Origin of the sequence: Thiothrix subterranea, assembly GCF_016772315.1 — a bacterium.
In the GTDB taxonomy this organism is placed as follows: Bacteria; Pseudomonadota; Gammaproteobacteria; order Thiotrichales; family Thiotrichaceae; genus Thiothrix; species Thiothrix subterranea.
Map to the genome: position 1 here is coordinate 2,366,762 of NZ_CP053482.1, position 26,026 is coordinate 2,392,787.

The following is a 26,026-nucleotide window of genomic DNA, read 5'->3' on the forward strand; positions in this document are numbered from 1 at the left end:
TGTTACTCACAATATTCTTAGGAGCAACCCCTTATGTTGAAAATAGCCACTGGGTTCATAACCAGTTTCCTCATCATGATGACCGGCATCGCCACTGCCCACGACGGCATCGCCCATCACGCTGAAACCCACAACGAACTGGCGCATTTCGCCGCGCACACCTTGATGGCGCTACCGGTAGTCATCGCGGTATGGTTGCTGATTTGGGGTGCAAAACGATTCATTGCCAAGCGTGCCGTCCTGCGCAAGCGTGGCTGAAGCCGCCACGACCCAAGGCTGGCAAGCGGAATTACGCCTCGGTTTCGAGCAGCGTAGCACCAAAACCGTGCTGGCAACCCGCCAACAGCGCGGCCCTTTAGCCGTGCAACGCCCCTTCTACCCCGAAGGTGACGTTTGCCACGCCTACGTGCTGCATCCGCCCGGCGGTGTCGTGGGCGGTGATTGCTTGCAAATGCACTTTCAGGTTGCTCCCAATGCCCATGCCTTGCTGACGACACCCGGCGCAACCAAGTTTTACCGCAGCGCCGGATTACAAGCGCAACAACACCAACATTTCCACGTCACGCAAGGCTGTCTGGAATGGTTGCCGCAGGAAAACATCTTTTTCCCCGGCGCAAATACCGCCTTGCACAGCACGATTCATCTGGATGCAGCGGCGCAATACATCGGCTGGGAAATCCACTGCCTCGGTCGCCCCGTGATTGGCGAAACTTTCGCGCAAGGCAGGGCATTATTCAAAACCGCGCTGTACCGCGCTGGCAAACCGCTATTGCTCGATCGCTTGCTGATTGCCAGCGAAACCGATTTGCATACCGCAGCCGGATTACGCGGACAACCTGTCATGGCAACGCTGTTGGCTACCCCCGCCACGCCTGCGCTACTCGAAGCCGTGCGCCCGCATTGCCAAGACATTGCCAACGGCAGTGCTGGCGTAACCTTATTCAACGATGTCTTGGTCGTGCGTTATCTCGGCAATAGCACCGCGCAAGCGCACCGCTTATTCCGGCATCTATGGCACATTATCCGCCCGCTAGTTACGGGACGCCCCGCCACCCCGCCTCGCATCTGGAATACTTAGGAGGAACAATACAATGGAACTCACCCCCCGCGAAAAAGACAAGCTACTGCTATTCACCGCCGGATTGCTGGCAGAACGCCGCAAAGCGCGTGGCTTAAAACTCAACTACCCTGAAGCGATTGCCTACATCAGTTGCGCGATTATGGAAGGCGCACGCGATGGGCGTTCCGTCGCCGAAATGATGGACTACGGGCGTACCCTGCTGACCCGTGACGACGTGATGGACGGCATCGCCGACATGATCCACGACGTGCAGGTGGAAGCCACTTTCCCTGACGGCACGAAACTCGTCACCGTGCATGACCCGATTGTGTAAGGAGTACCCCATGATTCCCGGACAACTTTTCGCTGCTGAAGGCGACATCGAACTCAATGCAGGGCGCGAAACCGTTACCCTCACCGTTGCCAATACCGGCGACCGCCCGATTCAAGTCGGGTCGCACTACCATTTCTTTGAAACCAACAACGCCCTCGCGTTTGAACGCGAAGCCACACGCGGTTTTCGCTTGAACATTCCGGCGGGAACTGCCGTAAGGTTCGAGCCGGGGCAAACCCGCGAAGTCGAACTGGTAGCACTCGCTGGTACACGCGAAGTCTACGGTTTCCAAGGCAAAATCATGGGGACATTATAATGGCACGGATTAGCAGACAGGCTTACGCTGAAATGTACGGCCCTACCACGGGCGACCGCGTGCGTTTAGGCGACACCGCACTCATTATCGAAGTCGAACACGACCACACCGTGTACGGCGATGAAGTCAAATTCGGCGGCGGCAAAGTCATCCGCGACGGCATGGGGCAGTGCCAGCGCAACGATGCTGAAGTCGTCGATGTGGTGATTACTAACGCGCTGATCCTCGACCATTGGGGCATCGTCAAAGCCGACATCGGCATCAAACACGGGCGCATTGTCGGCATCGGCAAAGCAGGCAACCCTGACACCCAAGCAGGTGTGAACATTCTGGTCGGCGCAGGCACGGAAGCGATTGCGGGCGAAGGCCACATTCTCACCGCTGGCGGGATTGATTCGCACATCCACTTCATTTGCCCGCAACAAATCGACGAAGCCTTAATGTCCGGCGTGACTACCATGCTCGGCGGTGGCACGGGGCCCGCGACTGGGACGAATGCCACCACTTGCACCCCCGGCATCTGGAATTTGCACCGCATGTTGGAAGCCGCCGACAGCTTGCCGATGAACCTCGGTTTCTTGGGCAAAGGCAATGCCAGCCTGCCCGACCCCTTGCGCGAACAAGTTGCAGCGGGTGCAATCGGCTTGAAACTGCATGAAGACTGGGGAACGACACCTGCCGCGATTGATAACTGCCTGACAGTGGCGGATGAAATGGACGTGCAAGTCGCCATCCACACCGACACGCTGAACGAATCCGGTTTCCTCGAAGACACGCTTGCCGCTATGAAAGGGCGCGTTATCCACACTTACCACACCGAAGGCGCTGGCGGCGGACATGCCCCCGACATTATCAAAGCGTGTGGGCAAGCCAATATTTTGCCGTCCTCGACCAACCCGACGCGCCCTTACACCATCAATACGGTGGACGAACACCTCGACATGCTGATGGTTTGTCACCACCTGTCGCCTGCGATTGCCGAAGACGTGGCGTTTGCCGAAAGCCGCATTCGCCGCGAAACCATTGCTGCCGAAGACATTTTGCACGACTTGGGCGCGTTTTCGATGATTTCGTCGGACTCGCAAGCAATGGGGCGCGTGGGCGAAGTCATCATCCGCACTTGGCAAACCGCGCACAAAATGAAAGTGCAACGCGGCAGCCTTGGCACTGACCCCGCCACACACGACAACTTCCGCGCCAAACGTTACATTGCCAAATACACCATCAACCCGGCGATTACGCACGGCATTTCCCACGAAGTCGGTTCGATCGAAGTCGGCAAACTCGCGGATTTAGTGCTGTGGAAACCGGCGTTTTTCGGCGCAAAACCGAGCCTGATTATCAAAGGCGGCATGATTATCGCCGCACCAATGGGCGACCCGAATGCCTCTATTCCAACGCCTCAACCCGTGCATTACCGCCCAATGTTTGGCGCATTCGGCAAAGCCAAACACGCCACCACCATGACCTTCCTCTCGCAAGCAGGCTACAACGCAGGCGTGCATCAGCAATTGGGCTTACAAAGCCTGATTGGGGTGGTGAAAAACTGCCGTACTATCAGCAAAGCCAGCATGATTCACAACGCTTACCAGCCAGTGATTGAGGTCGATTCGCAAACCTATCAGGTGCGGGCGGATGGTGAATTGCTGATCTGTGAACCGGCGAGCGAATTACCGTTGGCACAACGTTACTTCCTGTTCTGATTTCTTCCTGAGTGGGTGGTAGACAATGATTCTGTCTGCCACTCACTCATTGCATCATTGCTGTTTACGCAAAAAAAGCATGTTGCCATTCCTGTTTTGGCTTGTTATTGTGTCTACGTCACCATTGAGGATGTAGAAAATGTTGCTCAAGGATATTGTGTCAGCCAAAGCAGGTTATCCGTTTCGCGGGGCAATCACGGCAATACCCAACGCAGCAGTGCGGGTGGTGCAAATGAAAGATACCTTTGTCGATCAAGCTATTGAGTGGTCGGCTTGTATTTGCACAGAGTTACCCAGCCAACGCTCAGCGGACTTTTTATCAGAAAATGATATTTTGTTTGTAGCACGCGGTACGAAAAATTATGCCGTGTTAGTCGATGCGGCGGTTGCGAACTACCAAGCAGTGGTAGCCCCTCACTTTTATGTATTACGTCTGACAACACCCAGCGTGTTACCTGCATTTCTAGCATGGTGGCTCAATCAATACCCCAGCCAGCAGTATTTCCAGCGCGAAGCCGAAGGCAGTGTGACCAAAAGCATCCGCCGCAGTGTGTTGGAAAATACCCCTATCGTTGCACCTTCGCCGGATAGACAACATGCCATTATTGGCCTTGCCAACACTTTGAAGCAGGAACGGCAACTGGCGGAGCAACTACTGCACAATGGTGAGCGATTGATGAATGCCATTGCCAATGACTTGTTACATCACTAAGGAGGTTTAATTATGGACAAGGAACATCAACTGTTTGAACAGTGTAAACACCTAGATAAGAACGGTATTGAATACTGGTCTGCCCGTGAACTTTCAAAGTTGATTGGATACTCAGAATATCGTCACTTTCTGCCAGTTCTCAGCAAAGCCCAAGAAGCGTGCCTGAATAGTGGACATGCCATCAATGACCATTTCGAGGACATCCTCGCAATGGTTAAAATTGGGTCAGGAGCGCAACGCAAGCTTGATGATGTGAAGTTGTCCCGTTATGCCTGCTATCTGGTGGTACAAAATGGCGATCCCTCCAAACCTGTCATCGCCGCTGGACAGACGTACTTTGCGGTGCAAACACGGCGGCAAGAGCTGGCGGACGATGACGCATTCAAGCAGCTTAAAGAGGATGAAAAACGCCTGTTTTTACGCAATGAACTCAGGGAACACAATAAGCAATTGGTTGAAGCAGCCCAACAGGCGGGGGTGGCGACCAACTTGGACTTCGCCATTTTTCAGAATCACGGTTACAAAGGGCTGTACGGTGGGCTTGATCAAAAAGGTATTCATGCCCGCAAAGGGCTGAAGAAAAGCCAAAAAATCCTCGATCACATGGGGTCAACCGAACTGGCAGCCAATCTATTCCGAGCCACGCAAACAGAAGAAAAACTAAAGCGTGATAATGTGCAAGGCAAGCATCAGGCTAACCAAACCCATTTTGCAGTGGGTCGGAAAGTCAGGCAAACCATTGAGGAACTGGGTGGAACAATGCCAGAAAACCTGCCTACGCCAGAGAAGGCGATTAAACAATTGGAAACTGGCAGCAAAGCATTAGGCAAAAAGGATCAATAACAGCATGAACGACACCATCAGCCAAGACAGCATCAACAAAGCCCTGTGGGCAGCCTGCGACACTTTTCGCGGCACGATCAGCGCCGATACTTACAAGGATTTCATCCTCACCATGCTGTTCCTCAAGTACATCTCAGACGTGTGGCAGGATCATTACGAACGCTATCAGGCGGAGTACGGCGATGAGCCGGAACTGATTACTGAAATGATGAAAAGCGAACGCTTTGTGCTGCCGCCTATCGCCAGTTTCTACGCCTTGTATGAGCACCGCCATGAACCGGGCAACGGTGAGCGCATTGACCAAGCCTTGCACGCGATTGAGGAAGCCAATGGCACAAAACTCAAGGATGCGGGCAAAAGCGTGTTCCAAGATATTTCGTTTAACACCGACAAGCTGGGCGAGGAAAAGCAGAAAAACACCATCTTGCGCCACTTGCTGGAAGATTTTGCCAAGCCGGAACTCAACCTCAAACCCAGCCGCGTGGGAACGCTGGATGTGATTGGCAATGCCTACGAGTACATGATCAAAAACTTTGCCGCCAGTGGTGGGCAAAAGGCGGGCGAGTTTTATACCCCGCCGGAAGTGTCCGATTTGATGGCGGAGCTATTAGAGCCGCAACCGGGTGACAGCATTTGTGACCCGGCGTGTGGTTCGGGGTCGTTGCTGATGAAGTGTGGGCGCAAGATCGTCGCCAACTTCGGCAGCAGGCAATACGCGCTGCACGGGCAGGAGGCGATTGGTTCTACTTGGTCGCTGGCGAAGATGAATATGTTCCTGCACGGCGAAGACAATCATAAGATCGAATGGGGCGACACCATCCGCAACCCCAAATTGCTGGATAAAAACGGCAACCTGATGCTGTTTGACATCGTGACCGCCAACCCGCCGTTTTCACTGGACAAATGGGGGCATGACGACGCGGAAAATGACAAGTTCAGCCGTTTCCGGCGCGGCATTCCGCCCAAAACCAAAGGCGACTATGCGTTCATCCTGCACATGATCGAAACGCTGAAGCCGGATACCGGGCGCATGGGCGTGGTGGTTCCGCATGGGGTGTTGTTCCGGGGGTCATCCGAGGGGCAAATCCGCCAGAAGCTGATTGAGGAAAACTTGCTGGATGCGGTGATTGGTTTGCCGGAAAAGCTGTTTTACGGCACGGGCATTCCGGCGGCGATTCTGTTGTTCCGCAAGGATAAGCACGATACCAACGTGTTATTCATTGATGCCAGCCGCGAATGCAAGGCGGGCAAGAACCAGAATTTGCTGACGGCAGAGAATATCCGCAAGGTGCTGGAAACGTACCAGACCGGCAAAAGCGTGGAGAAATACGCCTACCTCGCCAGCCTTGCCGACATCCGCGAGAACGATTACAACCTCAATATTCCGCGCTATGTTGATACGTTTGAGGAAGAGGAAACCATTGATTTGATGGCGGTACGGCGCGAGCGGCTGCAACTGCAACAGCAGTTGGCGGCGTTGGAAACGGAGATGGCGGGGTATTTGGAGGAGTTGGGGTATGACTCAAAATAGAAGCGTAGCAGCATGTTTGGGTAGATGGGAAAGCATCTACAGCCCAGATTGTAACTACGGCGAATCTGCCATAATTAGGCGTGCAAACCATTTTCGTGACGTCACGAAAATGGTCAATATTCACCCGGTATTCGAGCTATGAAACCAATGTCCCGAAAACATGACATCATCAGCAACCTGCAACAGTTCCTGTTGGAATCGGGCAAGGGGTTAGCGTTTGTGGGACGCAAGCAACGCATCCGCATTGAAGATCGGAATTTCTACATTGATCTGGTGTTTTACAACATCAAACTCAGATGCTTTCTGCTGATTAATCTCAAGCTGGGCAAGCTCACGCAGCAAGATGTGGAGAAAATGGATACCTACATTCGCATCTATGATCAGCACCGCAAGGAAGAGGATGATAACCCGACGATTGGGTTGGTATTGTGCCGCCAGAAAAACGAAGTGGTGGTGAAGTATTCGGCTCTCACCGATAGCCAGCAATTGTTTGCCTCCAAATATTTATCCCATTTGCCGACGGAAGCAGAACTTAAACGCGAGTTGGAACGCGAACAAACGTTGGTGGAATCGCAGATTGAAGAATCACGGAGGATTTATGCTGCCTAAAGAATGGGAAAGAAAACCAATCAAAGATGTTTGTGACTCAATCATTGATTGTGTGAATAAGACCGCACCCGTGGTTGATTATAAAACCCCATTTAAAATGCTCAGAACCACTAATATTCGTGATGGCAGAGTAAATACAAAAGATGTTCGATATGTTACAGAATACACTTACAAAGAATGGGTTAGAAGAGGAGCACCTAAAGTAGGTGATTTGATATTTACACGTGAAGCACCAGTTGGTGAGATCGGGGTATTAGAGGATGACAACGGCATTTTCCTAGGACAAAGAACAATGATGTATCGTGCCAACTTAAAAAAAGCCGATAATTATTTCTTGTTTTACTCGTTACAGAGTCGATTTTGTCAGAAGCAAATCGAAGATTTTAGCAATGGTGGAACTGTTGCTCATATGCGAGTTCCTGATTGTGGTGAGATTATTGTAAATATCCCACCACTCCCCGAACAAAAGAAAATCGCTCAAATCCTCTTCACTTGGGACAAAGCCATCACCACCACCGAACAACTACTTGCCAACAGCCAGCAGCAGAAAAAAGCCCTGATGCAGCAATTGCTGACGGGGAAAAAACGGTTGAAGGGGGTTGGTAGCGAATGGAAGAGTAATAAACTAGGTGAATTTTTTAGCCGTGTTACTGAGAAAAACAATGGTCAAAGCATTAATGTTGTGACAATTTCTGGTCAGCAAGGGTTGATTCGCCAAGATGAGTTTTTCAAAAAAAGTATCGCTTCAGATATTCTGGATGAATATTTTCTTCTGAGGAAAGGACAATTTGCTTATAACAAGAGTTATTCAAATGGATACCCGATGGGAGCTATCAAGCGATTGAACCGTTACGATGATGGCGTTGTGACAACATTGTATATTTGCTTTGAAGTCAGTGACAAAGATAGAGCAGACGCTGATTTTTTTGAGCATTACTTTGAATCCGGTTTAATGATCAAAGGACTGATGCAGATCGCAAATGAAGGTGGTCGAGCGCATGGGTTGTTAAATGTAAAACCAAGTGATTTTTTCAATTTAAAGATCAATATACCAAGTTTTGAAGAGCAGCAAAAAATCGCAGCCGTGCTTTCGGCGGCTGATCGTGAGATTGAGGTTTTGCAGCAAAAGCTTGAGGGTTTGAAGCAGGAGAAGAAAGCCCTGATGCAGCAGTTGTTGACGGGGAAACGGCGGGTGAAAGTATGAGGAAAAACGTATGTTGACATACCCAATTAAAATCGAAGGACTCAAAGGCGTAGGCAGCATCGAGTTAAACCTACAGGAAAACCAGCGGGTTTATACCCTGATAGGGGCTAATGGTGTCGGTAAAACCAAAACACTCGAAGTGTTGTTTCAGATTTTATTTTTTAGTCATCAAAATGTATGGCAATCACTTGCTTCTAACACAAACACACCAAATACTTGGAGCTTTAAAACAGTACATATAGGTGAAAGCAGTGTTCGCATTGAATCAAACCATGTTTCGCTAATAAAGAATGGTATAGGACAACTTCTGTCCCATAGCTCACCTACTGTTTTTCTTGCTTCCCAAAACCGGGGATTTATTCAACACGACAACAAACCTGCCCAAGCTATTGGGACGCTAGAACAACGCCGTAATGCCTATTTCCAGCGTTTGATTCAAGGCATGAACAACAATTTCACCAGCCTGAATATGGATACGGGCATTGAAGAATGGTTTGTCACCCTAGCCCAATCCGCTAACCCTTACCAAAAGCAGGAAGATAACCGCGACATCGAAATCCGTGTAGTACTGGAGTTGCTAAACAAAATCGACAGCCGCATCGACCCCAAATACATGCAAATCAGCGGTGATGGTCGGGTCAATCTGAAAATTGATGGTCAGCCGCGTGAGCTTTCCCATCTGAGTACCGGCTTTGCCTCCATCCTGAAAATGCTACAGGCGATTGTGTCCGGTTACGGCTATTTCACCAATGAAACCCGCTTGCAACAGGTGAAGGGTATCGTGCTGATTGACGAAATCGAAAGCCACCTGCATCTGTCTTGGCAAGCAAAAATCATCCCCTTGCTCAAACACTTATTCCCGAATACCACCTTTTACATCACCACCCATTCTTCCATCGTGCTGTCACAGCTAAAGGCAGGAGAAGCCTATCGCCTGCAACGCGATACCGATGGCGTGGTGCGTACCCAAGCGATTACTTCACCCAATACCACCTCGTTGATTGATGTGCTGCAAGAAGCCTTTGATATTGATCTAAATCGTCTGAAGCTGGACAGTCTCGTTCCCGCTGATCAACAACAAGCGAAACAACAGTTGTTGAATCTGATCAATGGGCAAGGGGTTTAAATGACCATGCGCAAGGTTTTATTAGACGCAAACTTATTGATCGCCGCCTTGGATGACGGTAGCACAACTTCCGAAACCGAACGTACCAAAGCCAAGCAGACTTTGGCAGCCTTATTGAGCAATGAGGAGGTGACGCTGATTATCACCCCATTGATTCGCTACGAAGTGCTGCGCGGCATTGGCTGGCAAGATCAGGTACGTTTTGCCCAGTTGAAACAATCACTGGATGGTTTGACCGAGTTGGATGTTAATCGCAATGTCTCCGAACTGGCAGCCAACTTATTCCGCTTTGACCGTGCAGAGAATACAGACCAGCAACGCAATATTGAAAAGCGCAAGTTTGATGTGTTCCACCTTGCCAGCGCCAAGTGCCACGATTTGGAACTGGCATCGCAAGATTCAGATATTGCGGGGTTAGAAGGGTTACATGAGCGTTATCTGCACCGCAGCCGTTTCGAGGTCATCTAATCATGGAAGAATTCACCCCCGAACAGTTACTGGAACAGCTACGCGAACTAGACGAACACCCGCGCATTGAAGCCAAACGCGCTAGCGAGATCGGTGCTTCCGTCATGCAAACAGATGATCTTGACCCTGCGGCTATCGCGTTGTATCGCACTTTACGCAGAAAAGTTCGCCCTCATGCGGAAGAGTTGCAAGTTGATGATCCAGAAATGCTACGTGCGTTGAATCTGGTTAAACGCCAAAACGGTGTTTATGTCCCCAATGTTGCAGGGCTGTTGTTGCTGGCTAAACCATTAGCATTGCGCCGTTTGTTACCCGCTGTGCGTGTGGATTACGTGCGCATACAAGGAACACAATGGGTAGAAGATCCTGAACAACGCTTCATGACCACATTTGATCTTCGTGAACCCTTATTGCGCTTGATTCCAAAATTGGAAGCGACCATTTTGGACGATATGCCCCGCCACTTCCGTTTGAAAGAAGGCGACACGCAACGTTCGGATCAGCCTTTGCTACCACAAAAAGTGGTACGTGAAGCCATCATCAATGCAGTGATGCATCGCGATTACCAAGTCAATCAACCCACATTGGTAGTGCGCTACAGTAATCGGCTGGAGATTCGCAATGCAGGTTATTCGCTCAAGCCAGAGGTCGTGTTGGGGGAAATGGGGTCTAAACTGCGTAACCCGATTCTGGCAGCCGTCTTGTACGATCTGGATTTTGCCGAAACCAAAGGCTCAGGTATCCGCACGATGCGGCGCTTGCTAGAGCAGGCTGGATTAAGTGCGCCTGTATTTACGAGTGATACTTTAACTAACCAATTTTCAGCCATTGTCTGGTTACGTCAGCAAGGGATTTTATTATGAATTCCATGCCCAAATTCCAAGAAGAATACAGTGCCAAACTCCCCGCACTGGCACTGTTGAGCCAATTGGGTTGGTCATTCCTCTCCCCACAACAGGCCGTGATTGCCCGCCACGGTCACTACGACCAAGTGGTGTTGCGTGACATCCTGCGCAGCGAATTGCAAAAACGCCGTTTCACCTTCGCGGGTCGTGAATACGCCCTGTCGAGCCACGCGCTGGATAACCTGATTGGCGAAGTGTGCAGCCCCGCCCTCAATGAAGGTTTGCTGTCTGCCAATGAAAAGCTCTACAACCACCTGCTGTACGGTATTTCCATCACCGAATTTGTCGACGGCAAAAAAGCCAACCCGACCATTGCCCTGATCGACTGGCACAACCCCGCCAACAACCATTTCAGCTTTACCGAAGAATTCAGCATTACCCGCGCTGGCGGTGTCGATACGCGCCGCCCGGACATCGTGTGTTTCGTCAACGGCATCCCTTTGGTGGTCATCGAAGCCAAACGCCCCAATGGTCACGCGAAAAAAGCCCCCACCATCGACGAAGGCATTTCACAAAGCCTGCGCAATCAACGCCCCGACGAAATCCCGCATCTGTTCGCCTACAGCCAATTATTGCTCTCCATCAATGGCGCAGAAGGCCGTTACGCAACCTGCGCCACCCCAACCAAATTCTGGTCAGCATGGCGCGAGGAAGACATCAGCCCTGCGGAAATGCACGCCATCAAAAACCGCCCACTGACCGCGCTGCAAACCGAACTCCTGTTTGCCCACCGCACCGCCCAAGATTGGGCGTGGTATCAGGCTTGGTGTGCGGCTGAATTGGCAGTGACAGGTCAAGATCACCTGCTTATCAGCCTGTTACAGCCGCAACGCTTGCTGGAAATGGTGCGGTTTTACACGCTGTTCGACAAAAAGGTTGGGAAAATTGTCGCCCGTTACCAGCAAGTTTTCGGTATCAAACGGCTGATTGAGCGAATCAACACGCCACGCTCAGACGGCGGACGCGAAGGCGGCGTGATCTGGCACACCACCGGCTCAGGCAAATCCTTCACAATGGTATTCCTGAGCAAAGCCCTGATCCTGCACGATTCCCTCAAACACTGCCGCATTCTGGTTGTCACCGACCGGGTAGATTTGGAAAGCCAACTCAGCAAAACCTTTACCTCCGGCGGCGAGTTAGCCAGCAAAAAAGACAAAGAAGCGGCAATGGCAACCTCCGGCAAACGCCTTGCCGAACAGATTGGTAAAGGCACGGAACGCATCATGTTTGCGCTGATTCAGAAGTTTAACAGTGCCACCAAGCTGCCCGAATGCCGCAATGCCAGCCCGAATATCATTGTGCTGATCGACGAAGGTCATCGCAGCCAAGGCGGCGAAAACCACATCCGCATGAAACAGGCATTGCCCAAAGCCGCGTTTGTGGCGTTTACTGGCACGCCTTTGCTGAAAGACGATAAGACCGAAGGCAAGTTTGGCAAGATCATTCACGCCTACACCATGCAACGCGCTGTGGATGACCAAACCGTTACGCCCTTGTTGTACGAAGAACGCATCCCCGATCTGGATGTCAACGAACGCGCCATTGATAGCTGGTTTGAGCGTATTACCGAAGGCTTGACCGCTGAACAAAAAACCGACCTGAAACGCAAGTTTGCCCGCAAAGGTGAAATCTACAGTGTGGATGACCGCATCCGACTGATTGCGCTCGACATTGCCAACCACTTCGTGAAAAACATCGACGACGGCTTGAAAGGGCAACTCGCTTGCGACAGCAAAGCCTCCGCGATCAAGTACAAACAATACCTCGACGAAGCGGGGTTATTTGAATCCGCCGTAGTCATGAGTCCGCCCGATACCCGCGAAGGCAATACCGATGTGGACGAAGTTGCCTTGCCCGCCGTGACTAAATGGTGGAAAGACAATATCGGTTCAGCCGACGAACAAACCTACACCAAAGCCATCATTGAGCGTTTCGACAAAGACGAGGCGTTGAAGCTGTTGATTGTGGTGGATAAGCTGCTGACGGGTTTTGACGAGCCGAAAAATACCGTGCTGTATATCGACAAGCCCTTAAAGCAACACAACCTGATCCAAGCGATTGCGCGGGTCAACCGTTTGCATCCACTGAAAAAGTTTGGCTTGCTGATCGACTATCGCGGCATTCTGGCGGAACTGGATACCACCCTTCAGAAATATCAGGATTTGGCAGCGCGTACCCAAGGCGGTTACGACATCAATGATATTGCGGGTTTGTATAGCCAGATGAGTACCGAATACAAACGTTTGCCGCAACTTTACAAAACCTTGTGGGCGATTTTTGCTGGGGTTAAAAACAAGCACGACATTGAGCAATTACGGCAAGTGTTAGTGCCGAAAATGGTGGAGCAAAGCGACGAGTTGGTCGATGCCAACCTCAAAGTGCGCGAAGACTTCTACGAAGCCCTGACCGCCTTTGCCAGTTGCCTGAAAGTCGCACTGCAATCTGCCACCTTCTTTGCCGATACCAGTTTCAGCGATGCTGACCGCCGCCATTACAAAGAAACCCTCAAGCAATTTTCCAGCCTGCGCCAATTAGCGAAACAGGACGCAGGCGAAACCATCCAGTACGACCAATACGCCGCGCAGGTAAAAAAGCTGCTGGATAAGCATGTGGTCGGCGTTGACATCAAAGACGCGCAAGGCGTTTACGAAGTCAACAAACTGGGGCAAAAGCAAGCCCCCGAAGATTGGAGCGCGGACAAAACCCGCAACGAAACCGACATTATCAAAACCCGCGTGACGCGCATGATCGAGCAGGATTTGCGCGATGACCCTTACGCACAGGAAGCCTTTTCCAAACTGTTGCGCCAAGCCATTGCCGCCGCAGAAAAGCTGTTCGATCACCCGCTCAAGCAATACCTGCTGTTCCACGATTTTGCCGAGCAAGTGCAACAGCGGCGCGTGCCGGATATGCCGAATGTGTTTGCAGGCAATCACCATGCGCAGGCGTATTTCGGCGTGTTCAAACAAACCTTGCCGGAAGTATTCGCTGCTGCCGGTCAAGCCACGCAAGACCAGTGGGCGCAACTCGCCTTCGCACTGGATGCGCATGTGGAACAATCCGTCGCCGAACATTCCATTAACCCGCAAAACATCGAAGCCGACATCCGCAAAAAACTGCTGCCGTTGCTGTTCAAGGAATGCAAAGCGATTGGTGGTGGCATGGATCAGGCTAAAGCAATGGTCGAGCGGGTGGTGCAAATTGTGCGCGTGGGTTTGAGTGGGGTGTAAACGGATGCTTCAGTTTAGCTATGGCGATGAACAGATTACGTTTGAGCGTTTGCCCCGCAGCGAAGGCATCCAGCGTGTGTTGATCAAGATTCACCCCGACTGCCGGGTAGAAGTGGCAGCCCCTGCCCAAGCGGATGATAACGAAGTGCTGGCAGCGGTGAAAAAACGCGGTCGCTGGATTTACCAACAACTGCGCGATTTCCGCCAACAATCCGCTTACGTCACCCCACGGCAATACATCAGCGGTGAAAGCCATTATTACTTGGGCAAACAATACCTGCTGAAAGTGTTGGAGGACCCCAACGCCACGCCACAAGTGAAATTGTTACGCGGCAAACTGGAAGTGACGCTACATCAGAAAAGTACAGCGAAGGTGGAGCAGCTTCTGGGCGATTGGTACAAAGTGCGTGCTAAAGAAGTGTTTGCCAAACGGCTGGATGCCATGCTGGAACAGGCACTTTGGGTGGCTGAACGTCCGCCGTTACGCATTTTTACCATGCACACCCAATGGGGCAGTTGCTCACCCCAAGGCAGGCTGACACTGAACCCGCATCTGGTCAAGGCCCCACGCGAGTGCATTGACTACGTGATTCTGCATGAGTTGTGTCATCTTGCTGAACATAATCACAGCGAACGCTTTTACCGTTTGCTGTCTCAGGTGATGCCCAGTTGGGAAGAGGTAAAAGCTCGACTGGATGCAAGGGCGGGGTATTATGTGTTGGCATGAAAACTGCTCTGTGAAAATGCAAACGTTATATTTCCTCTACCTAGGTTAAGTAATGCTCAAAATTGAACGTATTCTTGATAAAAGCAGCGTACCGCCCCGTCAGCCGCACCTGTCGCTGACCCTGCCGCACGAACGCCGCATTATCAGCCGCCAGCGTGTCACCTTGGACGATGGCAGCGATGCAGGTTTATTCCTGCCACGCGGTTCCAGCCTGCAACACGGCGATGTCCTGCAAGGTGTCAGCGGTGAACTGATCCGCATTCAAGCCGCGCCCGAAACGGTATCTACCCTGACGTGCGCCGACCCGTGGCTATTAGCGCGTGCCTGCTACCACCTCGGCAACCGTCATGTGCCAGTGCAAATCATGCCGGGCATGATCCGCTATCAACACGACCATGTGCTGGATGACATGTTGCACGGTTTAGGCTTGTATGTGGTGGTGGAACAAGCACCGTTTGAGCCGGAAGCAGGCGCGTATGGTGGCGGGCATTCGCACGGACATCATCATGAGCATGATCACACGCATTCCCATGATCACTGATCTGGCACTGCTGCGCCTGCTGCATCTGGTTAGCCCGACCTTGCCGATTGGTTCGTTCACCTATTCGCAGGGGATCGAATGGGCGGTGGAATGCGGTTGGATTGCTACCCCCGCTGATTTGCAAAACTGGCTGGCAAGCCAGTTGCACAGCGGCATGACGCATCTGGATATTCCGGTGTTGCAACGCCTGTATCACGCAGTGGAACGCGCTGATGTGGAAACGCTGGAATACTGGATTCACACCCTCAACGCCAGCCGCGAAACCAGCGAGTTATTGCTGGAAGAAAAGAATCGTGGGCGGGCGCTCACCGATTTGCTGATTGCGCTGGAAATCCCCAATGCTGCTCGCTGGAAACCGCTGCTGGCACAAAGCCAATCCGCCGCTTTCGCCCTTGCCGCCATGCATTGGCAAATCCCGCTGCAACAAACCGCTTACGGCTATGTGTGGAGCTGGCTGGAAAATCTGGTGTTGTCGGCGGTGAAAATCATCCCGCTGGGGCAAACACAGGGGCAAAGAATTTTGCATGAAATGACGGCACTGCTACCTGCTATCGTGGCGCAAGGCTTGCAAGTAGCAGATGACGATATTGGCGCGTCATCACCCGCTCTGGCGATTGCCAGCAGCCGCCACGAAACCCAATACACCCGTTTGTTTAGATCGTGAAAAAAGGAAATACCATGTCTAACCCCTTACGTGTCGGTGTCGGCGGCCCCGTCGGTTCTGGCAAAACCGCGCTGCTGGATGCGCTGTGCAAAGCCATGCGCGACACTTACGACATTGCCGTTGTGACCAACGATATTTACACGCAGGAAGATGCGCAATTTCTGATGCGTAGCGAAGCTCTACCCGTCGAACGTATTGTCGGCGTGGAAACTGGCGGTTGCCCACACACCGCCATCCGCGAAGATGCTTCCATGAATCTGGCGGCGGTGGAAGATCTGCAAATCCGTTTCCCCGACCTCGACCTGATTTTCATTGAAAGCGGTGGCGATAACCTGTCGGCAACCTTTAGCCCTGAACTCGCGGATTTAACCATTTACGTGATTGACGTGGCGGAAGGCGAAAAGATTCCGCGCAAAGGTGGCCCCGGCATTACCCGTTCCGATTTGCTGGTGATCAATAAGATCGACCTAGCACCTTACGTAGGCGCGTCGCTGGAAGTGATGGAAAGCGACAGCAAACGGATGCGCGGTGAACGTCCGTTTGTGTTTACCAACTTGAAAGAAAAGCTGGGCTTGCAGACGATTATCGATTTTATCGTCCACAAGGGAATGTTGCGAATGTAAGGTTATTGGGTTTGCTGGGCTTCGAGTTCAGCAAGCCGCTTTTCCAAGGCTTCCAGCTTTTCACGGGTACGCAATAGTACGGCTGATTGAATATCGAATTCTTCTCGCGTGACCAGATTCATCTTTTGCAGGCCGCCTTCGAGTAGGCCACGCATATTCTTTTCCACGTCTTCCTGCATATTGCGCACGGGTTCGGGCAAGAGTGCCGATAATTTTTTTGCCAGATCGTCAAGATTGCCAAAGTTTTGCATACGTTTTCCTTAATGCTGAGTGGATGCTTCGGATTGTAGCAAATTCGATAACAGTGCGGGTATGCCGTGGGCTTAGTGCATTAAATGAGGGTGATGCACTGTTATGGTGCTTTGCAACGCTCCGAAACAGGGATAAAGCCGCTAAATAGTGGTTATGCGGCTTTTAAGTGATTGGCACGTCAATTGCAACATGCTTGGCGTTAAGCAATTAAATTTGGCATCCCTAACTAGCAAGGAGTTAGTTCTATGAAAATGGTTACAGCCATTATTAAGCCATTCAAACTCGACGACGTGCGTGATGCGTTGGGGGATATTGGCGTTAAAGGCATCACAGTCACTGAAGTAAAAGGTTTTGGGCGTCAGAAAGGTCATACCGAATTGTACCGTGGCGCAGAGTATGTGGTGGATTTTCTACCTAAAATTAAGCTGGAAGCCGCAGTCGCCGAGTCGCAAGTGGATCAGGTGATTGAAGCGATCACTAAATCTGCGAATACGGGCAAAATCGGTGATGGCAAGATTTTTGTCACTTCAGTAGAACAAGTTATCCGCATTCGCACCGGCGAAAGCGGTACAGATGCACTGTAAGGAAGGGGGAATTCCATGAATATTCGTCTTGGTTTAATGATGTTGGCGGCATTACTGGGTTTTTCCGGTGTGGCAATGGCTGACGAAGTAGCGGCTGCGGCTCCTGTGCCGGATAAAGGGGATACCGCGTGGATGATGCTGTCCACTTTGCTGGTTATTCTGATGATTGTACCGGGTGTGGCACTGTTCTATGGCGGCTTGGTTCGCGCTAAAAACATGTTGTCTGTGTTGACGCAGGTGATGGCTATTTTCTGCATGATTTCGCTGTTGTGGGCGATTTACGGTTATTCGTTGGCATTCGGCGATGGTGGCAGCCTGAATTGGATGATTGGTGATTTCTCCAAACTGTTCTTGGCGGGCATTACCGCTGATAGCACCGCCGCTACCTTTACGGATGGCGTGGTCATTCCTGAATTGATATTCGTGTCCTTCCAGTTGACGTTTGCGGCAATTACCGTGGCACTGATTGTGGGCGGTTTGGCTGAACGGGTGAAATTTTCAGCGCTAATGATCTTCGGCGCATTGTGGTTCACCTTCTCTTACCTGCCAATCACGCACATGGTGTGGGCGACAGGCGGTTACTTGTTTGAAGCCGGTGATTTGGACTTCGCGGGTGGTACAGTCGTACACATCAATGCGGGTATCGCAGCACTGGTGGGTGCAATTGTACTGGGTAAGCGAGTTGGTTTTGGGCGTGACCCGATGCAACCACACAATCTGCCAATGACCATGATCGGTGCATCGTTGCTGTGGGTTGGTTGGTTCGGTTTCAACGCTGGTTCTAATCTGGAAGCGAATGGCGGCGCAGGTTTGGCGTTCATCAACACCATTTTGGCGACAGCGGCTGGTGGTATGGCGTGGATGTTGACTGAGTGGTTATTGCGCGGCAAGCCATCCATGTTAGGTGTAGCTTCTGGCGTAGTCGCAGGCTTAGTGGCGGTAACACCGGCTGCGGGTTTGGTGGGGCCGATGGGCGCTATCGTACTGGGTGCTATCGCCGGTGCATTGTGCTTGTGGGGCGTGACTGGCCTGAAGAAAATGCTGGGCTACGATGATAGCTTGGACGTTTTCGGTATCCACGGTCTGGGCGGTATCATTGGTGCGATTGGTACGGGTATCTTTGTTTCCCCAGCCTTAGGCGGTGTCGGTGTAGACGACTACTCGATGGGTGGGCAAGTAATTACCCAAGCATCAGGTGTTTTATTAACCGTCGTTTGGTCTGGTGTCGTGAGCTTTGTGTTGTTCAAATTGATCGACATGACCATGGGGCTGCGGGTATCGGAAGAAGAAGAACGCCAAGGTTTAGATACTGCTTCCCACGGGGAACGCGCTTATTCCATGTAATGATTTAATGTTCAACTGACTATTCTTCGAGTCGATTTGAGGCGGGATTAACACTCCCGCCTTTTTTTATGTGCAATTAGTGGGCTTAAAATTTGGGCAGTTGCCCTTGTTCACGGATTTGATAAGTGCCATCGGCTTGCGGTGGCACGATGAAACTGGTGAGGAATTGCTTGGTGCCCTCATCAATGTTGTTGCCCGGTTTAATGTCTAATTGGGTTTGGTACTGTCCGTTGGCTTCCAATGTAATCGTGCCATTCAAACCGAAGGCGGCATCCGGTGCAGAGGCAAGGCTGATTTGCTGCGCGTCATTTTCGCTGCTGCTAATAATCGCGGTGTAATTGCCGTAACGTTGCGGCAACATTTGCACACCGGCTTCGCGCCATTCGCCGTGACCACTGAGTTGGGGGATGGTTTGCTGATCCCACGCCACGCTGTTGAGATTGGCGTGAAAAGTGCCGCTCAACGGGGGAATCATCAGGTTTTGCAAATAGGGTGAAACCACTTGTGCGGGCAGATTGCTCAGGTTCAATGGGGCACAATTCAACGTACCCGCGAGGTTAATGCTGCACAAGCCGTCGATGTCGCCACCTTGTGCCAAGCTGCCGCGTAAATCTGCCGCGAGTTGCCCTTTCAACAAGGCACGGGTTTGCAGATCCCATTGCAGGTTATTGAGTTGAATGCCTTGCGCACTCAAGCTGCTTGCGCCGCCCGCCCACAGCGTGCCGTAGATGCCTTGCAATTGCACCGGCAAGTCAGCGGGCAATTGCGCCAATATCAGTTTGGCGGGCAATTGTGTCAAGGAGGTTAGCAGGAAACTGAGCGTGCCTGCGAGAATGAGGGTGCGTGTTTTCATCGTTCCAGCGTTATTTGCGCGTCAACCGTGCCGGGTTTGTCTGCCGGTTTCAAGGTCATACTGGTGGTATTGGCGGCGTATTGGGTTTCCATCGCGGCGAGGAATTGCGCCAAGGTGTCGAAAGGCTTGGTCTTCAATTTGAGGGTGACGGTATTTTTGTTTTTCTCTTCGGAGCTGGTGTCGGTGCCGTCGAGTTGAAATTGTTTGAGCGCAGCAATCACGCTGGTGTGCAAACTGCCGTTGGTGGCGGTTGGCGCGTTAGAGGCTGCACCGCGCAGGGCGAAGATTTCGGCGCGTTGGCGTTGCATTTCAGCGTGGGCAGCTTGTGCGTCTTCCAAGTCTTGTTGCAGCAATTGGTGATGGGCGCTGAGCGGTTTCCACACGAATAGCCACAGCAGGGTTAAGCCGATCAGCGCTGCGCCAATGCTTAGTAAGCGGCGTTCATTGGCTGCGAGGTTTTGCCACCAGGCTTTCATGATTTGCCTCCTAGGGTTAGGGTGGCTTTTACGCTGTCAGCGGTGCGCGACGATTGCAGTTCTACCGGGTTGCCCAACGCGGTTTCGAGGGTATCGCGTAAGGTTTCGATGGCTTGCTGGTTAGGCGCTTGCAAGTTGACGGTGAGCGTGCCGGTTTGGGCGCGAATGTCTTCTACCGTTAAACCACCCGCCGTTTGCATCGCTGCTGCCACCGCCGCTAATTGTGGTAAGGGGCTGGTGCTGGTGTTAGCGGCATTGTTTTGACCTTTCATCCGCACCAGTTCCGAGGCTAAGCGATTTTTCAGGCTGCGCGGATCCACGTCGCTGACGCTGGGAAAGAGCTCGCCGAACAATGCCACGTTTTGCGCATCCACCGCGTCGAGTTGTTGTTGCAAACGGTAGCTTTCCACCCCGTAAATGCCGATGGCGAGTAGCGCGGTAACGGCAGCTAAACTCGCGGCTAAGCGCCAACGTTGCCAATGCTCACGGAAATTGGCGCGGTTTTCGTCCTGCAAACCGTTCAGCAAATTGAGCTTGAGCGCGGGTTGCAGGCTGCTGGGTAACAGTTGTTCGGCTTGGGTTTCGGCAAGCAGCGCAAAGCGTGCATCGGCTGCCCACGTTTCGGTTTGGTCGCTGTACAGGCACAACGGTAGTGCTTCGGTCTTTCCAGACGTTAGGCTGTCCAGCAACAACGGCAAGGCGGCGGGGCTGCTGGCGTAGCCGGATAAGTCGCCGGTTCTGATCCAAATCGTCTCGCCTTGTTGCCAGAGTGTCAGGCTTTCCGCTTCCCACGGCAACGCAAACACGTCGGGCAAAATACTATTCGCACGCAAGTGGTGCATTTGCAGGGCATTGACCCATACCCGCAGGCGGTCGCGGCGGATAATAGCCACGTCGACTTGGGTGGAATCCGCACGGGTTTGCCAGACGATGTGCTGGTGATCAAGGTCATCGGCAATGCTGTCTTCGAGCGCAAACGGCACGGCTTGTTGCAATTGGCGTTGGTTGCGGGTGTTGACGCTGGTTTGGGTTAACAGCACTTCGCGGCTGGGAATCAGCAATACAATGTCTTGCCCCCGTGCCGCAGGCAGGAGCTTTTCCCACGAACCGTGTTGCCAGTCAGCAGGCTTATTGCTCAGCACTGCCCAAGCGGGTTCGGTGTCATTCGGCGTTTGTAAGCGTATTACTAGCATTGTCAGTGGTTGGCATTGGTTGTTCGTTAACCCGGTCGAATTGGCGCATTATGACACGAACACTCCCCTTCGCGTCACGCAATAACAGACTATTGACGAAAACCCGTGCGCGGCTGATTTGCACCTCCCCCGTTAGGCGAAAATATTGCGTGGTCACGTCAAAACTGTTTAGCAGTACATCATCTTTGCCGGGGGTGAAGGCCATTTCCTGCACAAAATCGGCTTTGCTTTTGTAGGCTTGCTTAAGTTTGCGTTTGTCGAGAATGCTGGCAATTTGGCTATCGCTCAGTCGCATGGCGCGTAACACTGCTTTGCTGGCGGTGTTGGGGTTGATGGTGGTTTGTTTAAAGGGTAGCGCGGTGACAGTGCTCAGAAAGCGGTTGAGCGCTTTGTTTTTTGCGTCCGGGTCTTGCATCTCCAGCCGTAGCAGGCGTACTTCGCTGGTATCGGCAAACGGCATATCGGCGGCGAGGTAAGCAATTTCCCCCGACATATAATAATCGCGTTCGGCACCTTCCAAGCCTTGCGGTTGGTTATCAATGTCTACCCAATCGACGATGGCGCTGACGAAGCCGGGGGGTAAGCCTGCATCGGTTACAAACGGCTTGAGTTGCTCAACCGCCGCCCCGTTTTGTTTGCCGCGCAATTCACCCTCTTGATTAATCAAGTTATTGAGGTTGAAACGTGCTTGCAGGTCTTCCAGTTTGCCGGTGAATTTGACCACAGCGCCGCTTTCTTCGTTCAGGGTCTGGGTCGGCAATTGATACGCCCAACGGTCGGTGAGGGCATCGTATTTATTGTCTTTGGCATCCAGTTGCAATTGTAAACCTGCGTATTGCTCCATCATGAGCACGTATTGCCAAGCACGTTCCAGCGATTGGAAATTGTCGGTTTGGCGCACGGCGCGGCTTTGCCGTACAAATACGGCGGCAGCTAAGGTGACGACCAATACCGCAATCACCAATACCGAGAGGATGGCGATCCCGCGTTGCTGGCGGCGGGGCTTAGGGGCTTGGCGCTGGTTTGGGTGCATGGGGTGCTATCGGTTGTAAACGTTCGGACAGGCGGCGACCTTTACCCGGATTCAGTTTTTCATCGTAAATCGTGGTGTAGCCCATGACGGCTTGCACGTATTCGCGGGTTTCGGTGAAGGGGATGCTTTCGATCCATTGATCGGCATTAATCAGTTGTTGCGGTGCCCATTGCGGGGGGCGACCGGGCCCGGCGTTGTAGGCGGCAGTGGCTTGCGCGTAGTTGCCGGAAAATTTGCCGAGCATTTCACGTAAATACGCGCTGCCTAGCTGAATATTGGTGGCGGGCGGCAGTATATCGTCGCGCCCCTTGATGTTTAAGCCCAGTTTGGTGCCGACCGCTTTTGCCGTGGAGGGAATCAGTTGCATCAAACCAAGGGCTTTGGCGCTGGATTCGACCGTGGCATCAAAGGCACTTTCACGGCGAATGACCCCCATGACCCAAGCGGGTTGAATGCCTTGGTTGCGGGCTTGCGCCATGACCAAGTCGGTGTGTACCACGGGGAAGCGCAGGTGGGTTTCATCCCATTCTTTGGCGCGGGCAACTGTCCAAATGGCGAGGTTGTGGTCATTGCTGCGGATGGCGAGATCAGCGGCAGCAAGAGCACCTTCCTTATCCATTTGTTTGAGGGCGCGAAACCATTCTTTGCGGCCTTGTTCGCGGTTGCCTAGGGCAAACCACTCGAAAGCGCGTTGGATGGCGGCGACTTTTTGCAATCCGGCGATGCGCTGGCTGCGGTCAACGGCTGGGGTTTTCAGGCTGGTGTAGGTTTGCCCCAAACGGTCGGCAGCAAGAAACCCATAGAACGTGGCTTGCGGGGCAATTTGGGTGTAAAGCGTGGTGGCTTTGGCTTTTTTGCCGGTTTGTTCGAGGGCGCGGGCTTGCCAATAGTGCCAACCGGCGGCGTCACGTTCGTGCTCGAATTGCAGGTGTTGGGTGGCATCCAGCAAGGTTTTCCACTCACCTTGACGGGCGGCGGTGCGTGCCAGCCACAAATTCGCGTCTTGAGTGCGCTGTGCGGCAGGGATGGCGGCAAGGCGTTTCAGCGCAGCGGGGTCATGGCGCAGGGCTTGTTGTATGCCCAATGCGCTTTCGACTTTAGCGCTTTCTTCTGGGGTAAATTTTAGGGTTTGGCGAGCGGTTTGCCAGAGGGCTTCGGCTTGCTGGGATTCTTTTTTGGCAAGGCGTTCCAGCCCAAAAGCAATCGCATCGCGCAGGTAAGCGTTATCCGGTTGCTGCATGGCAGCGGGGAGCGCGGCGGCGGGTGCTTCGCGGATTTGTATCCAGGTCGTGACCGCCATTTGCGCTTCAGGTGGCAAAGCAGCCGCCAGTTGAGTCGCAAGCGTGGTTTGATTTTTGTCGAGTGCGGCTCGAATGCGTTCCCAGTAATCGCTGGTGGAAAGCATGACATGGCGGCGCAATAAGTCAGTGACAGGGATGCAAGCGTCTGAAAGCGATTTGCTGATGCTCATCCAAGTTTTTTTACCCAGTTCCAGTGCGGCGTCTTTTTGCCCCACGGCAGCGAGTGCTTGGGTGCGGTAGCATTGGGTGTCGGTGTCATCCAGCGTCGCGGGAATGGTGGCAAGCAGGGTTTGCCAGTCTTGTTTGGCGGCAAGGCGTTTGGCGAGTTGTATATTGAGCGCATCAGCCATCAGCGAATCAGGATTGCGGCGGATAAAATCCAGTACCGTGGCATCGGGCAAGGTGTCGAGGCGCTGCTTAAGATCGGTGTATTCCAGCCAAGGGTAAAGCGGGTATTGGCGCATCGCAGCGGGAAGTGCGGCAAACGTGTCAGGATTTCCGGCTTGCAGGTCGCTGTAGGTTTGCTGAAATAATTGGCGCTGCATCCGTGAGTTTTCCGGCGACTCCGCTAGGGCGGGCGGGGTGCTGGATAACGCGCAACACATCAACGTGAGAAGCAGTCGGCTCATTAACAAGAATCATCATTACCAATCGTGCGTCAAGAGTCTCATAAATGCCGTCATGGATACAAATGAATGCTGTGCTCAGGCAGCTTGCTCGAAAGCAACTTGTGCTGGCAATACATTGCTTTTGAACAACAAATAGCCGTAATGTTTGACTTCGCCGGTTTTGGTGCAAGCGGTAAAGCAGATTCCGGCATAGATTTGACGACCGTCAGCATTGGCTTGGTGTTCGATCATAATGATGTCGCGGGTGACGCTGCTGAGTTTGTGGGCGTCACTGCTGCAAGCAATGTCGCCGAATTCAATACCGTGAGTGGGGGCAAATTTGACAACAGGGTTGCCGTTTTTCAGGTGATTTTGCGGGCCGGTGGAGAGGAAGGCGATTTTGACGTGGCGGAGAATAATATCAGAACAAGGGTTGGCAATTTCAATGCTTAAGCGTTCGTCGGGCATTCCGTTCTGGTAGCGGCGCTGCATTCTGACTTTAGGCCAGTAGCGCGATGTTTCGGGGCGGGGAGATGTTTCGCAAGGGGTGCATTCTTGCATACCGGCGTGAACGCTGTTTTTGTCAGCAAGGTGTAATTGATGGATGTTCATGGTGTTACCTCATTGGCTTAGGGTGTTTTCTAGGAAGTCTCATTGTTCAGGCTCTTGACTTTACTGAAAAGTTCCGAATCATTAAGTGATGATGATCACTTTCCTAACGAATCGTTTTGAAAACCGACCGATTTAGTGATTCGCCTTATTTTTAATTTATTTACCGTGATTATAGTAACGCGCAGACCCGATCCCAGATGAATCAGGATAAGCGAGCCGATAATGGGTGTGTAAGGCAGATGGGTGGCAGGCAGGTGTTAAATATTCGCCAATAAACTCAGGTAACGCGCAAAGCGGCGCGGTGGCAGTTGCCCGGCTTGGACGGCGGCTTTAATGGCACAATTCGGCTCATGGTTGTGGGTGCAGTTGTGGAAGCGGCATTCGCCCAGAAACGGGCGGAATTCGGGGAAGCCGGTTTCCAGCGTGGCAAAGTCCATGCCGGTCAACCCAAAATCGCGCACACCGGGGGAGTCGATCAGCGAGCCGCCCGACGGTAAGCGGTACAGGGTTGCCGAGGTGGTGGTGTGGCGGCCTTCGCCGGTTTCAGAAATCGTGCCGACGCGAATATCAGTTTCGGGCAGTAATTGCATGGCAAGCGATGATTTGCCCACCCCGGATTGCCCAACCACAATCGCGGTGCGCCCTTGAATGGCTTCAAGGATGGGCTGAATGCCCTGCTGTTGCTTGGCGGAAACATGCAGAATCGGAATGCCGATGCGTTGGTATTCTGCCAAACAGGTTTCAGCTTCGGTACTGGCGAGGCTCTGGCGCAAGTCGGCTTTGTTGAAAACCAAGAGCACGTCGGCGGGAAGGCGGTTGGCAGCAATCAGGTAACGGTCGAGCGTTTCCCAAATGGGGGCGGGTTGCCAACTGGCGACCACAATCAATAGGTCGATATTGGCAGCAATGGGGCGCAATCTGCCGCGAAAATCGGGGCGTTCCAATACGTTGCGGCGCGGGAGCATCGCTGTAATAGCGGCGTTGCCTTGGGCTTGGCGTTCCCATTGCACGTAGTCGCCGCAAGCCAGATGGTCAAGTTTGCGGCGGGCGGTGCAGCGCAATAGTTCAGCGTCCGCTGTTTCTACTAAGAAATCAGCGCCGAAACGGGTAATGATTTGCCCGTTTTCTGGTGCAGTGGAGGCAGGGTGAGATAAGTTTTCCGTCATAACGTCCT

The 26,026-nt window shown here is 52.5% G+C and carries 28 protein-coding genes; 20 read left to right on the forward strand and 8 right to left on the reverse strand.

All coding sequences use genetic code 11. The features are described 5' to 3' along the window. Positions 1-33: 33 nt before the first annotated feature. The 18 genes from HMY34_RS11630 (at position 34) to ureG (ending at position 16,596) form a co-directional block, all read left to right on the forward strand. A complete protein-coding gene (locus tag HMY34_RS11630; RefSeq protein WP_202715658.1) occupies positions 34-258 on the forward strand; it encodes a hypothetical protein in 225 nt (74 codons plus the stop codon). After that, complete coding sequence (locus tag HMY34_RS11635; protein WP_228287831.1) at positions 209-1,078, forward strand: urease accessory protein UreD; 870 nt, start codon at positions 209-211, stop codon at positions 1,076-1,078. Before HMY34_RS11630 ends, HMY34_RS11635 begins: the two co-directional genes overlap by 50 nt. A 13-nt stretch (positions 1,079-1,091) precedes the next feature. Beyond that, positions 1,092-1,394: an urease subunit gamma gene (gene ureA / locus HMY34_RS11640; RefSeq protein WP_202715659.1), complete on the forward strand. Its 303-nt coding sequence runs from the start codon at positions 1,092-1,094 to the stop codon at positions 1,392-1,394. A 10-nt stretch (positions 1,395-1,404) separates the two neighbouring features. Continuing rightward, entirely contained in the window at positions 1,405-1,710 is a 306-nt protein-coding gene (locus tag HMY34_RS11645) for an urease subunit beta (RefSeq protein ID WP_202715660.1), read from the forward strand. Continuing rightward, positions 1,710-3,413: an urease subunit alpha gene (gene ureC, locus HMY34_RS11650; protein ID WP_202715661.1), complete on the forward strand. Its 1,704-nt coding sequence runs from the start codon at positions 1,710-1,712 to the stop codon at positions 3,411-3,413. Before HMY34_RS11645 ends, ureC begins: the two co-directional genes overlap by 1 nt. A gap of 139 nt (positions 3,414-3,552) precedes the next feature. Next, positions 3,553-4,125 (forward strand): restriction endonuclease subunit S domain-containing protein, encoded by a 573-nt coding sequence (locus HMY34_RS11655; protein ID WP_202715662.1) that lies wholly within the window; start codon positions 3,553-3,555, stop codon positions 4,123-4,125. Between the two features lie 12 nt (positions 4,126-4,137). Further along, a complete protein-coding gene (gene dinD / locus HMY34_RS11660; protein WP_202715663.1) occupies positions 4,138-4,968 on the forward strand; it encodes a DNA damage-inducible protein D in 831 nt (276 codons plus the stop codon). Between the two features lie 4 nt (positions 4,969-4,972). Further along, positions 4,973-6,499 carry a type I restriction-modification system subunit M gene (locus HMY34_RS11665; RefSeq protein WP_202715664.1) on the forward strand — a complete coding sequence of 509 codons (1,527 nt, stop codon included), beginning with the start codon at positions 4,973-4,975 and terminating at the stop codon, positions 6,497-6,499. A gap of 147 nt (positions 6,500-6,646) precedes the next feature. Next, positions 6,647-7,108, forward strand: a complete 462-nt coding sequence (locus HMY34_RS11670) for a PDDEXK nuclease domain-containing protein (RefSeq protein ID WP_228287832.1) — start codon at positions 6,647-6,649, stop codon at positions 7,106-7,108. Beyond that, positions 7,098-8,312, forward strand: a complete 1,215-nt coding sequence (locus HMY34_RS11675) for a restriction endonuclease subunit S (RefSeq protein WP_202715666.1) — start codon at positions 7,098-7,100, stop codon at positions 8,310-8,312. Before HMY34_RS11670 ends, HMY34_RS11675 begins: the two co-directional genes overlap by 11 nt. A 10-nt stretch (positions 8,313-8,322) precedes the next feature. After that, on the forward strand, positions 8,323-9,438 hold the full coding sequence (locus HMY34_RS20560; RefSeq protein ID WP_228287833.1) for an AAA family ATPase: 1,116 nt from the start codon (positions 8,323-8,325) through the stop codon (positions 9,436-9,438). Next, a complete protein-coding gene (locus HMY34_RS11685; protein ID WP_202715668.1) occupies positions 9,439-9,906 on the forward strand; it encodes a type II toxin-antitoxin system VapC family toxin in 468 nt (155 codons plus the stop codon). Positions 9,907-9,908: 2 nt separating this feature from the next. Then, the gene (locus tag HMY34_RS11690; RefSeq protein WP_228287834.1) at positions 9,909-10,769 is read left to right on the forward strand and encodes an ATP-binding protein; all 861 of its coding nucleotides are present in this window, start codon (positions 9,909-9,911) and stop codon (positions 10,767-10,769) included. Further along, entirely contained in the window at positions 10,766-14,041 is a 3,276-nt protein-coding gene (locus tag HMY34_RS11695; protein ID WP_202715669.1) for a type I restriction endonuclease subunit R, read from the forward strand. Before HMY34_RS11690 ends, HMY34_RS11695 begins: the two co-directional genes overlap by 4 nt. 4 nt (positions 14,042-14,045) lie before the next feature. Further along, positions 14,046-14,768, forward strand: coding sequence for a M48 family metallopeptidase (locus HMY34_RS11700; protein WP_202715670.1), 723 nt, complete (start codon positions 14,046-14,048; stop codon positions 14,766-14,768). A 52-nt stretch (positions 14,769-14,820) separates the two neighbouring features. Continuing rightward, on the forward strand, positions 14,821-15,309 hold the full coding sequence (gene ureE / locus HMY34_RS11705) for an urease accessory protein UreE (protein ID WP_202715671.1): 489 nt from the start codon (positions 14,821-14,823) through the stop codon (positions 15,307-15,309). Next, complete coding sequence (locus HMY34_RS11710) at positions 15,275-15,973, forward strand: urease accessory protein UreF (RefSeq protein ID WP_228287835.1); 699 nt, start codon at positions 15,275-15,277, stop codon at positions 15,971-15,973. Before ureE ends, HMY34_RS11710 begins: the two co-directional genes overlap by 35 nt. A gap of 14 nt (positions 15,974-15,987) precedes the next feature. Continuing rightward, a complete protein-coding gene (gene ureG / locus HMY34_RS11715) occupies positions 15,988-16,596 on the forward strand; it encodes an urease accessory protein UreG (protein ID WP_202715672.1) in 609 nt (202 codons plus the stop codon). A 2-nt stretch (positions 16,597-16,598) separates the two neighbouring features. On the opposite strand, the gene ubiK is transcribed toward ureG, so the two are convergent. Then, positions 16,599-16,847 carry a ubiquinone biosynthesis accessory factor UbiK gene (ubiK, locus tag HMY34_RS11720; RefSeq protein ID WP_202715673.1) on the reverse strand — a complete coding sequence of 83 codons (249 nt, stop codon included), beginning with the start codon at positions 16,845-16,847 and terminating at the stop codon, positions 16,599-16,601. A gap of 246 nt (positions 16,848-17,093) precedes the next feature. Here ubiK and HMY34_RS11725 point away from each other — a divergent pair, with 246 nt between their 5' ends. Further along, entirely contained in the window at positions 17,094-17,432 is a 339-nt protein-coding gene (locus tag HMY34_RS11725) for a P-II family nitrogen regulator (RefSeq protein WP_093065057.1), read from the forward strand. A 15-nt stretch (positions 17,433-17,447) separates the two neighbouring features. Continuing rightward, on the forward strand, positions 17,448-18,776 hold the full coding sequence (locus HMY34_RS11730; protein ID WP_202715674.1) for an ammonium transporter: 1,329 nt from the start codon (positions 17,448-17,450) through the stop codon (positions 18,774-18,776). A gap of 85 nt (positions 18,777-18,861) precedes the next feature. Here HMY34_RS11730 and HMY34_RS11735 read toward each other — a convergent pair whose 3' ends face one another. From HMY34_RS11735 to rsgA, 7 genes are all read right to left on the reverse strand, one after another. Then, on the reverse strand, positions 18,862-19,629 hold the full coding sequence (locus tag HMY34_RS11735) for a type II secretion system protein N (protein WP_202715675.1): 768 nt from the start codon (positions 19,627-19,629) through the stop codon (positions 18,862-18,864). Next, entirely contained in the window at positions 19,626-20,105 is a 480-nt protein-coding gene (locus HMY34_RS11740) for a type II secretion system protein M (RefSeq protein ID WP_202715676.1), read from the reverse strand. Before HMY34_RS11740 ends, HMY34_RS11735 begins: the two co-directional genes overlap by 4 nt. After that, entirely contained in the window at positions 20,102-21,298 is a 1,197-nt protein-coding gene (gene gspL / locus HMY34_RS11745) for a type II secretion system protein GspL (protein ID WP_202715677.1), read from the reverse strand. Before gspL ends, HMY34_RS11740 begins: the two co-directional genes overlap by 4 nt. Next, positions 21,267-22,331: a type II secretion system minor pseudopilin GspK gene (gene gspK, locus HMY34_RS11750; protein WP_202715678.1), complete on the reverse strand. Its 1,065-nt coding sequence runs from the start codon at positions 22,329-22,331 to the stop codon at positions 21,267-21,269. Before gspK ends, gspL begins: the two co-directional genes overlap by 32 nt. Beyond that, complete coding sequence (locus HMY34_RS11755; RefSeq protein WP_202715679.1) at positions 22,303-24,261, reverse strand: transglycosylase SLT domain-containing protein; 1,959 nt, start codon at positions 24,259-24,261, stop codon at positions 22,303-22,305. The genes gspK and HMY34_RS11755 overlap by 29 nt, the downstream gene beginning before the upstream one ends. Before the next feature lie 75 nt (positions 24,262-24,336). Continuing rightward, positions 24,337-24,852, reverse strand: a complete 516-nt coding sequence (locus HMY34_RS11760; RefSeq protein ID WP_202715680.1) for a hypothetical protein — start codon at positions 24,850-24,852, stop codon at positions 24,337-24,339. Positions 24,853-25,109: 257 nt separating this feature from the next. Then, positions 25,110-26,018 carry a ribosome small subunit-dependent GTPase A gene (gene rsgA, locus HMY34_RS11765; RefSeq protein WP_202715681.1) on the reverse strand — a complete coding sequence of 303 codons (909 nt, stop codon included), beginning with the start codon at positions 26,016-26,018 and terminating at the stop codon, positions 25,110-25,112. Between the last annotated feature and the right edge of the window lie 8 nt (positions 26,019-26,026).

What these genes read in the sequence shown, in the direction of transcription:
- HMY34_RS11630 (WP_202715658.1), top strand. Translation starts at nt 34, where the DNA reads ATGTTGAAAATAGCCACTGGGTTCATAACCAGTTTCCTCATCATGATG.
- ureA (WP_202715659.1), top strand. Translation starts at nt 1,092, where the DNA reads ATGGAACTCACCCCCCGCGAAAAAGACAAGCTACTGCTATTCACCGCC.
- HMY34_RS11645 (WP_202715660.1), top strand. Translation starts at nt 1,405, where the DNA reads ATGATTCCCGGACAACTTTTCGCTGCTGAAGGCGACATCGAACTCAAT.
- ureC (WP_202715661.1), top strand. Translation starts at nt 1,710, where the DNA reads ATGGCACGGATTAGCAGACAGGCTTACGCTGAAATGTACGGCCCTACC.
- HMY34_RS11655 (WP_202715662.1), top strand. Translation starts at nt 3,553, where the DNA reads ATGTTGCTCAAGGATATTGTGTCAGCCAAAGCAGGTTATCCGTTTCGC.
- dinD (WP_202715663.1), top strand. Translation starts at nt 4,138, where the DNA reads ATGGACAAGGAACATCAACTGTTTGAACAGTGTAAACACCTAGATAAG.
- HMY34_RS11665 (WP_202715664.1), top strand. Translation starts at nt 4,973, where the DNA reads ATGAACGACACCATCAGCCAAGACAGCATCAACAAAGCCCTGTGGGCA.
- HMY34_RS11670 (WP_228287832.1), top strand. Translation starts at nt 6,647, where the DNA reads ATGTCCCGAAAACATGACATCATCAGCAACCTGCAACAGTTCCTGTTG.
- HMY34_RS11675 (WP_202715666.1), top strand. Translation starts at nt 7,098, where the DNA reads ATGCTGCCTAAAGAATGGGAAAGAAAACCAATCAAAGATGTTTGTGAC.
- HMY34_RS20560 (WP_228287833.1), top strand. Translation starts at nt 8,323, where the DNA reads ATGTTGACATACCCAATTAAAATCGAAGGACTCAAAGGCGTAGGCAGC.
- HMY34_RS11685 (WP_202715668.1), top strand. Translation starts at nt 9,439, where the DNA reads ATGACCATGCGCAAGGTTTTATTAGACGCAAACTTATTGATCGCCGCC.
- HMY34_RS11690 (WP_228287834.1), top strand. Translation starts at nt 9,909, where the DNA reads ATGGAAGAATTCACCCCCGAACAGTTACTGGAACAGCTACGCGAACTA.
- HMY34_RS11695 (WP_202715669.1), top strand. Translation starts at nt 10,766, where the DNA reads ATGAATTCCATGCCCAAATTCCAAGAAGAATACAGTGCCAAACTCCCC.
- HMY34_RS11700 (WP_202715670.1), top strand. Translation starts at nt 14,046, where the DNA reads ATGCTTCAGTTTAGCTATGGCGATGAACAGATTACGTTTGAGCGTTTG.
- ureE (WP_202715671.1), top strand. Translation starts at nt 14,821, where the DNA reads ATGCTCAAAATTGAACGTATTCTTGATAAAAGCAGCGTACCGCCCCGT.
- HMY34_RS11710 (WP_228287835.1), top strand. Translation starts at nt 15,275, where the DNA reads ATGAGCATGATCACACGCATTCCCATGATCACTGATCTGGCACTGCTG.
- ureG (WP_202715672.1), top strand. Translation starts at nt 15,988, where the DNA reads ATGTCTAACCCCTTACGTGTCGGTGTCGGCGGCCCCGTCGGTTCTGGC.
- ubiK (WP_202715673.1), bottom strand. Translation starts at nt 16,847, where the DNA reads ATGCAAAACTTTGGCAATCTTGACGATCTGGCAAAAAAATTATCGGCA.
- HMY34_RS11725 (WP_093065057.1), top strand. Translation starts at nt 17,094, where the DNA reads ATGAAAATGGTTACAGCCATTATTAAGCCATTCAAACTCGACGACGTG.
- HMY34_RS11730 (WP_202715674.1), top strand. Translation starts at nt 17,448, where the DNA reads ATGAATATTCGTCTTGGTTTAATGATGTTGGCGGCATTACTGGGTTTT.
- HMY34_RS11735 (WP_202715675.1), bottom strand. Translation starts at nt 19,629, where the DNA reads ATGAAAACACGCACCCTCATTCTCGCAGGCACGCTCAGTTTCCTGCTA.
- HMY34_RS11740 (WP_202715676.1), bottom strand. Translation starts at nt 20,105, where the DNA reads ATGAAAGCCTGGTGGCAAAACCTCGCAGCCAATGAACGCCGCTTACTA.
- gspL (WP_202715677.1), bottom strand. Translation starts at nt 21,298, where the DNA reads ATGCTAGTAATACGCTTACAAACGCCGAATGACACCGAACCCGCTTGG.
- gspK (WP_202715678.1), bottom strand. Translation starts at nt 22,331, where the DNA reads ATGCACCCAAACCAGCGCCAAGCCCCTAAGCCCCGCCGCCAGCAACGC.
- HMY34_RS11755 (WP_202715679.1), bottom strand. Translation starts at nt 24,261, where the DNA reads ATGAGCCGACTGCTTCTCACGTTGATGTGTTGCGCGTTATCCAGCACC.
- HMY34_RS11760 (WP_202715680.1), bottom strand. Translation starts at nt 24,852, where the DNA reads ATGAACATCCATCAATTACACCTTGCTGACAAAAACAGCGTTCACGCC.
- rsgA (WP_202715681.1), bottom strand. Translation starts at nt 26,018, where the DNA reads ATGACGGAAAACTTATCTCACCCTGCCTCCACTGCACCAGAAAACGGG.